The organism is Arthrobacter sp. I3, assembly GCF_000520575.1.
Classification (GTDB): Bacteria; Actinomycetota; Actinomycetes; order Actinomycetales; family Micrococcaceae; genus Arthrobacter; species Arthrobacter humicola_A.
Genome location: NZ_AZSB01000532.1, coordinates 1 through 7,484 on the forward strand (window position 1 = coordinate 1; position 7,484 = coordinate 7,484).

Consider the following 7,484-nt stretch of genomic DNA (forward strand, 5'->3'; position numbering starts at 1 on the left):
CTCCTCGCCTGGGCAGGCATCGACGCCAAACATATCGCCGAGGCCGCCCGACGCCTGGTCGGGCCAAACCCGCACCGGTCTTAATGACGCGCTCTCCGGGACCAACACAACCCCCGACAGGCCTCTCTCCCCGACACGTAGTCACCGGGCCGGGCCCCTGCGCTGTGACGGACCGGCCCATCGACCTGAGCCAGATCGTCCTCAGAGAATCGACTTCGCAACGGTTTCGATGCCTCAGACGAAACAGCGGGCATTAACCGGCTGGAGAAACATTCCACACGGACCAAAAGACAAGGAGTTGAATTGTGGACAGTTCACAAGTTCTGGTTGTCGGCGGCACCGGGTATCTCGGAAGCCAAGTCATAGCGGCATTGCTGGACCGCGGCAAGCAGGTGCGGGCCCTCGTGCGGCCTGGATCCGATGCAGGACGACTCGAGGCGGCTGGGGTAGCGATCGCGCGCGGAGACATGATGGATCCCGGATCGCTGGAGCGCGCTGTGGGCGACGTCGACGCTGTGGTTACGACCGCTGCCGGCTACACTGGCCACAGCAGGGGCGACACTTCCGAGATCGACGTAGTCGGAAACCGCAACCTCATCGACTCGGCGGCGCAGGCCGGTGTTCGCAGGTTTGTCCTCACCAGCATCCTTACCTGCGACCAGACGCCGCAGGTCCCCCACTTCTGGCATAAGAAACTGGCCGAAGACCGGCTGGAGGACAAGCACGTCGCCTTTGTCGCTCTGCGCCCCGGCGCCTTCCTGGACCAACTCACCAGATTCGGTGGAGATCCCTTCTCCCGGGGCAGCCTCTCATGGTTGGGCTCCCCCCGTGTCCCACTGACGTTCATCCTCACCTCCGACCTCGCCGCGTACCTCGCCGCGGCCGTCGACGCCGACATCGCCGCAGGAGAACGGATCGATATCGGATGGGACCGCCCCGTGAGCATCCAGGACGTCGCGGACATCTCCGGCAGCCTGCTCGGCCGACCGATCACAGTAGCGCCGGGCCCGACCGGTGGGCCAGGGGCCCCTGACGACGGCGTCTCCGTCCCCCCGGACATGGCCGCCATGCTCGAGTGGTTCGAGACGGGCCGCTATGTGGCAAACACGACCCGTCAGGGTGAAGTCTTCAACATTCCCACAGCCGAAGACGCCATCGAACGCTTCACGAGTGGCCCGGCCGGAACGGCAAGGTCGACACCGGCGTCGACCTGGTTGCGCGAGACCGGTACACGGGAGAGCTCACGGCTATCCAGTGCAAATTCTTCGACCCGACGCTGACACTCCAGAAGGGCCAGATCGATTCCTTCTTCACGGCCGCGGGCAAGGCGGAGTTCTCCTACGGCATGGTGGTCTCCACCACGGACAGTGGTCCAAGCGCACCGAGGACGCCCTCGAGGGCCAGTCGATGGAGATGACCCGGCTGCGGCTCAAGGATCTGGCAGAGTCAACGATGCGCATAAGCCGGGCAATGTCTGCGGCGCTGAACTTCTCGCCCGGCAGGGCCCGGGTGAGGCGCACGTTGATCCAGAGGGCTTGCGTCCATGGAGAATTTGACGTGGGGGTCGATGCCCCCGGTTCCTGTGGCCATCGTGATGGCCTTGCCGAGGGCGGCCAGGCCCTACAGGGCCTCGTCGTCACTGAGTCCGTGCAGGAGGGTCGCGGCGTGCACTGAATCGGCGACCCGGGATCCGATCGAGTGCTCTAGCTCCACGTCCCTGGAGAAGTTGCCGGGACGATGCCCGATATTGAAGCTGGTGATGGTCTGCGTTCAGCAGTTTGGAGCCGTCGGAGATTTTCACGAACGTGGTCACGGTGCAGGTCCTAGCGATGGGTCGGGCTTTGACTGGACCCATGCGCAGACGGAGGCTGGCTGGCCGACACAGAGAAAGCCCCGGACCAATGGCCCGGGGCGTTCGATGCTGCCGTGACGTGCTGGTGGAGGCTACTTCTTGTTGAAGACGACCCGGCTCTTGTAGCCGGTGTAGTAGATCGTTCCGCCCTGGAACTTCTGGTAGGCGCCCGTCGGAGTCGACGTGCGATCAGACGTTGGGAGGCCGAGCCGCCCGTTCACACCACCGTTGGCCTGCAATTCGCGGTCCCACATCCAGACGGCATGCGCCCCAGTCGTCGCGGACCAGTAGATGTCGCCGAGTGCGAAGTGCTGGACCACACCGCCCTTGACCTTGATCTCCCCGGAAGTCGGGTAGCCAATGCCGTTGTACTCCAAGACCTTGCGGTACTCGGTCAGGATGGCACCCTTAACCGCGCCGGCGCCCAGACGGTGCCAGACGATGATGCCGCCCTTGTACTTAGCGAGGGCGGTCCCCGCGTACAGACCGTATTGGGTGGCACCCGATTTCGCCCCGAGGCTGGGGTTCTTGGCGCGGATCGCAGCAACGGACTTGTCGATGATCGACCGTTGCGCCGCCGGCACGAGGGGCTTGATGGTCCCAGGAGGGACGGCGGCCGCCGACTCAGTGGTCGTCTCTGCGTGCGCCGGCAACGCCATCCCGGCGAGCAGGAGAGGGATGGCCAGGGCCACCCCTGCGAGCTCTTGTGCGGTCTTCTTCATGGTGCTTCTTTCTCTCGGAGCGTGAGTCCGACGAGTTGCGGTCCCCCGGGATGAACATACCGGAGCTGGTCTCCGGCTAATTGCATGTGTTCAGCATCGAGCGGACCGTGTTGCTCTCGGATTGGGGCACCCAGAGTTTGTATTTGGCCTTCACGTCCGTCTGCCGGGCGACGTCCTCGCACCGGACGGCCTTTGAATGGCTCAGAACGGAGATAAGGCTCGGTTCGATGGCGCCGTCCAGGAATCGGGTGTAGAGCATGTTCTGTTTGCACTCAAGGGGTCGTTGTTGACAACGGTGACCGCGTATTTCACCGATGTGCCAACCGGTGCGGATCTCACGCCAGCGCGCTACGGGGCCATCATCAACAAGATCTTCGCCCCGTAGTCACTCTGTCGGTCTGTCAGGTTCGATCCGGTGCCTGGGACCCTCGACTTCGGTTGCCCAGCGCCTTTTCAGGGACAGAGGAGGCGAGCTTCCATGAGGTATGTGCTGGCCACCTGCTGGGTGGTGATGACATCAGCCGTGGCCACTGATTGAGAGCCAGCCGGGCAGCCTGCCGAGTCTATGACGACCGGAGCTTGCCGGGCCAACTTATTCGTGCGGATCGGACCTCGTCAGAACCGACAACACCCTCTGCGACTTCGAATGCATCATCTGCGCACCAGTTGCCACATCTCAGGTCGAAAGCCGCTCCTGGCATCCCTGCCCACGTTGGCCATGCACTACTCTTTGTCGGGCTGACATCCGAGCAGTGCAGCTTGCTTTGGACAATGCAAAATTTTCAAACCCGGGCCCGGACGGGAAACGGCGCCCCTGCTCAGTTCGCCGTGGCCAGTCTGACTTTCGAGCGGGTGCCAATGAGCCGCTCTTTTGCCGCTGGCCGACTAGCAGAGAGCGAGGAACCACTGCTGCCGGGAAGGATCTCACTCAACTTCGCGATTTCCATGATGTGCTCAGAAGTGAAAATGATCTTTCCCTTGCCCCAGCATGCGTGTGGGAACCGTCCACTGGTTGCGCCGTCGCGCAGCCATGACTCTGTGCAGCGCATCAGCGCGGCAGCTTCAGCGGGCTCAAAAAATTCGATCTCCACGGGAACTCCAAAAGGAAGGCGTTGCTTTCCACCTTCATGGCCTCTTGGAGACTAGCCGACATGACCGGAAGCGCGCGCCGGTAAACGTTCAACGGGCAGGCATCCGCACGTCGCCAGGCAGAACGCCATAGCTGTCACCGTAGAAAGGCTGTCACAGAGCGCTCAGTGGCGTCAGCGCCGGCTTGGAGCGCCTCGGGCATCAAGTGCCCGTAGACCTGCTCAGTCGTCCTTGTAGAGGCGTGCCCCAGCCGGCGCGAGGTGGTGAACAACGGCACGCCGTCCTGGATCAGCCACGACGCGTGGGTGTGGCGGAGGTCGTGGATCCGTGGGTTTTTGCTCAGGCCGATTGCCTGGGCCGTGCGAACCGCAGGGACCCAGTAGTCGTCCCAGTAGAGCTTGTGGACGATTCGGCCGCCCTTGGGCGTCGTAAACACCAGTTCCTTTCCTGGCCTACTGGCAACCAACGGGATTAGCAGCTCCACCAGGGCGGGGTTCAGCCCTATGGTGCGCTTACCGGCGCCTGTCTTCGTCGCGCCAATGTAGAACTGGTTCTGCCCGTCCCGCTTCCATGCCTTACTGATCCGGGCGGTGGGCGGTTTGGAGAGCAGGTCGACGTCGGACACGGTCAGCGCGGTTGCCTCCCCAAAGCGGGTGCCGGTCATGACCAGAAAATTGGTGAACGCCTTGTACCGCTCCCCCATGCCCTCCATGATGAGGCTGAACTCCGCATGGGTGAGGAACATGGCTTCGTCCTCGGCCTTTTCAATGCCGGGGAGCTGTACGCCGCGGCACGGGTTCCGCGATATGTACCCGAGCATCTCCGCGGTGTTCATGGCCGCCGAAATCAGGCCATGAACATTGTGGATCGTCTTCGGCGCCTTGTCCTTGGCCATCATTGACTTCACCCAGTGGGCGATCAGCCGGTAATCGAGTTTGTCCACGGGCACGTGGCCGATGACGTTCCGGATATGCAGGTCCAGCATGGTTTGATACGTCTTGATGGTGCCGCTCGATGGCCGGATCAGCAGGTCGATGTGCTCCTGGATGACTTCAGCAACGGTCGGTATGCGCTTCTCATTCGACAGGATGGCGTGCTGCGCGATCTCGAAGGATTGTCCGTTGGCGTCCAGAAGCCTCTTCAGGGTCTCAGCTTCGACGAGAGTGGCGACGGTCAGGCCCTGCTGCTCGCGGCTCTTCGGGTCCCGCCACAACACCATATAGGACGATGTGCCGTCCTTCTTGGTGCGTTTTCGAATGCTTGCCACACAAAAAACGGTACGCCGCTGGCAACACTTTGGGCGGTTTTGTCAACACCCAAAGAGGAAACAGGCCACTGACCTGCGGAAACACTGTGCCCGAGGTGGGACTCGAACCCACACACCTTTCGATACCGCATTTTGAGTGCGGCGCGTCTGCCAATTCCGCCACTCGGGCGCGGAGTACACCGGTGTAACAATCAGCCTGCCTCAGTGCTGTGAGCAACGCGATCGCTTCCAGTGCGCGAAATTACTCTACATGCAGATAGGCTGAATTCCAGAATCGCGCCAGTGACGCCGCATCGAACCAAACCGGTCCAAGTACATTGGCGGACAAAACCTATGATGGTTGAGTTCCCGCCGTACCTTTCCAAGGAGTTCCCGTGTCAGAACAGACGGAGTCAACCCCCACTTCCCAGCCGGCGCGCCGCGTTGTCGTCGCCGAGGATGAGACCCGTCAGGTCATCGTATTCACCCACAGCACTTCTTTCGCCGGTGCCCTGCAAGACTTCGGCACCCTCAAGGAATGGGATGCCCAGGTCACTGACGGCATTGAGAACCCAACGAAAGTTCCATACACCCGGTTGGACATTACCCAGCATCCTGAAACGGGAACTGGCATCCAGCGGTCTTCCAACGAGGGAAAGAACGGCTCTGCCTCCATGATGAAGGCACTGGAACCGGATTACGTCGCTGCCAAGGCTCACTTTGATGATCTTGACTTCACTGCATATGCGAGGGATTGCCGAGATTTCGGAAACCAACTTCGTCAGGTATGGGAAGCGGCCGTTGAAGATGTCGTGGTCGAAGGTGTCGTTGGGCGCAGCAAGTTCAAGGTTCAGACCACGCAGTTGAAGGGCCTTTTGGCGTTGGAAAAGTCGGACATTGCCAGCATTAATGCCGGCATGGAAGTGAATGACTTTTTCGTGCACAGCACAGGTGAGGGCTGGGAACAGAGTCTGCCCGTCCCCGCGGTGTTGCGCCGGCGGCTGGATGACTTTTACAAGTGGTCAAAGGACTTTAAGGCGCGAAGAGATGTAGCTCGCAAGGAATGATGCCTCAATGTGACGAAAAAGGAGGACCGCCAGTGTGAACTGCTCCCCGAAAGTTGGACTGAGAATTCAGTTCTGACTTACGGGGAGCAGTTTTATGTTCAAGAGCAGTTCGTTGTCTGAGGAGCAGCGTGAGGTGGCGGTAGCGTTGTTTGAGACCGGTTGGGGCGCCAAAGCTGTAGGAACTCGGCTTGGCGTGAGCCCGAAAGCGACCGGGCGGCTATATGACCGATGGCGAGTTCGCGGAGGTACGACGCTGGTGGCGAAACCAACCAAACGGGTGTTCTCATTCGAGTTCAAACTCGATGCAGTCCAGCGGTTCCTGTCTGGGGAGAACAAGGTCGGATTGGCGAGAGAGCTGCAGTTGTCTTCTCCGAAGTTGATCGATAAGTGGACAGGCAAGTATCGCGCCGAGGGTGAAGATGGTTTGCGCGCGAAGCCCAAAGGCCGTCCGACGACGAACCGGGATTCTGAGAGGAAACCTGAATCGGAGCTGCAGCGGCTGCGCCGGGAGAACGAGCGCCTTCGGGCAGAAGTGGCATTCCTGGGAAAAGTGCAGGCCTTGAGGGACGAGGAACGGCGGTAAAGGTCCGCGCCGTCATCGCCCTCAAGGCCGAACACCGGCTGCAAATGCTCCTGGACGTAGCCGGGTTGGCCCGGTCCACGTTCTTCTACCACCAGGCCCGCCTCCAGGCCCCTGACCCGCAAGAGACACTCAAGACCGCGGTCACGGACATCTTCGAAAAGAACCATGGCCGGTACGGGCACCGCCGCATCCACACGGAACTGCTCAAGCAAGGCTGGACGATCGCGAAGAAGACCGTGCTGAAGCTGATGCGGGCACTCGGGCTGACCTGCAAGGTCCGGCGGAAGAAACGCTACAACTCCTACCAAGGCGAGCAGGGCACTGTTGCCCCGAACCTGCTGAACCGAAAGTTCGAAGCCACAGCCCCGAACCAGAAGTGGGTTACCGATGTGACCGAATTCAGTATCGGCGACCGGAAGCTCTACCTCTCACCGGTTATGGACCTCTTTGATCGGCAGATTATCTCCTACTCGATCAGCTCGTCCCCGAATCTGGAGCTCACAAACACGTCACTGCGCGACGCACTGGCAACGCTCAGGGACGGGCAGAAACCGCTCGTGCATTCTGACCAGGGTTTCCAGTACCAGCACGCCTCCTGGCGGACTCTCCTGGAGAGAGCCGGCGCGATCCAATCAATGTCACGCAAGGCCAACTGCTACGACAACGCCGTGATGGAGAACTTCTTTGGACACCTCAAGGAAGAGCTGTTCCACCGCGTCCGTTTTCTCGGCACAGACGCACTGGCGACCCAACTGAACGAATACATCCGCTGGTACAACACCGAACGAATCTCAACAAAGCTCGAGGGCCTGAGCCCGGTGCAATACCGTGCTCAGGCCCTCGCGGCTTAGGATCCTACTTAACCAGTCCAACTTTCGGGGACCAGTTCATCGCGGCAGGCGCCCCTTTTCGTTGTGCCGGGACG

9 protein-coding genes and 1 tRNA gene are annotated in these 7,484 nt (G+C 61.0%); 5 read left to right on the forward strand and 5 right to left on the reverse strand.

Annotated features, from left to right (window positions below; all coding sequences use genetic code 11):
• Positions 1–305: 305 nt before the first annotated feature.
• Positions 306–1,280: an SDR family oxidoreductase gene (locus Y706_RS23110; RefSeq protein ID WP_173403043.1), complete on the forward strand. Its 975-nt coding sequence runs from the start codon at positions 306–308 to the stop codon at positions 1,278–1,280.
• Positions 1,211–1,417, forward strand: a complete 207-nt coding sequence (locus tag Y706_RS29940; protein ID WP_253906669.1) for a restriction endonuclease — start codon at positions 1,211–1,213, stop codon at positions 1,415–1,417. The genes Y706_RS23110 and Y706_RS29940 overlap by 70 nt, the downstream gene beginning before the upstream one ends.
• 527 nt (positions 1,418–1,944) lie before the next feature.
• On the opposite strand, the gene Y706_RS27360 is transcribed toward Y706_RS29940, so the two are convergent.
• The 5 genes from Y706_RS27360 to Y706_RS0102170 all read right to left on the reverse strand — a co-directional run bounded on the left by Y706_RS27360 (position 1,945) and on the right by Y706_RS0102170 (position 5,099).
• Positions 1,945–2,574, reverse strand: coding sequence for an LGFP repeat-containing protein (locus tag Y706_RS27360; RefSeq protein ID WP_052354981.1), 630 nt, complete (start codon positions 2,572–2,574; stop codon positions 1,945–1,947).
• Between the two features lie 76 nt (positions 2,575–2,650).
• Positions 2,651–2,833, reverse strand: a complete 183-nt coding sequence (locus tag Y706_RS0102160) for a hypothetical protein (RefSeq protein WP_028275292.1) — start codon at positions 2,831–2,833, stop codon at positions 2,651–2,653.
• A 559-nt stretch (positions 2,834–3,392) separates the two neighbouring features.
• Positions 3,393–3,665, reverse strand: coding sequence for a hypothetical protein (locus Y706_RS28595; RefSeq protein ID WP_156945045.1), 273 nt, complete (start codon positions 3,663–3,665; stop codon positions 3,393–3,395).
• A 134-nt stretch (positions 3,666–3,799) separates the two neighbouring features.
• Positions 3,800–4,930: a tyrosine-type recombinase/integrase gene (locus Y706_RS0102165; RefSeq protein ID WP_028275293.1), complete on the reverse strand. Its 1,131-nt coding sequence runs from the start codon at positions 4,928–4,930 to the stop codon at positions 3,800–3,802.
• Between the two features lie 87 nt (positions 4,931–5,017).
• A tRNA-Leu gene (locus Y706_RS0102170) sits at positions 5,018–5,099 on the reverse strand.
• 205 nt (positions 5,100–5,304) lie between these two features.
• Between Y706_RS0102170 and Y706_RS29945 the strand changes: the two genes are divergently transcribed.
• The 3 genes from Y706_RS29945 (at position 5,305) to Y706_RS0102185 (ending at position 7,410) form a co-directional block, all read left to right on the forward strand.
• Positions 5,305–5,976, forward strand: a complete 672-nt coding sequence (locus Y706_RS29945) for a hypothetical protein (RefSeq protein ID WP_028275294.1) — start codon at positions 5,305–5,307, stop codon at positions 5,974–5,976.
• Positions 5,977–6,070: 94 nt separating this feature from the next.
• The gene (locus Y706_RS29685) at positions 6,071–6,559 is read left to right on the forward strand and encodes a helix-turn-helix domain-containing protein (RefSeq protein WP_028275295.1); all 489 of its coding nucleotides are present in this window, start codon (positions 6,071–6,073) and stop codon (positions 6,557–6,559) included.
• Positions 6,560–6,603: 44 nt separating this feature from the next.
• Complete coding sequence (locus Y706_RS0102185; protein WP_043434240.1) at positions 6,604–7,410, forward strand: IS3 family transposase; 807 nt, start codon at positions 6,604–6,606, stop codon at positions 7,408–7,410.
• The last annotated feature ends 74 nt before the right edge of the window (positions 7,411–7,484 follow it).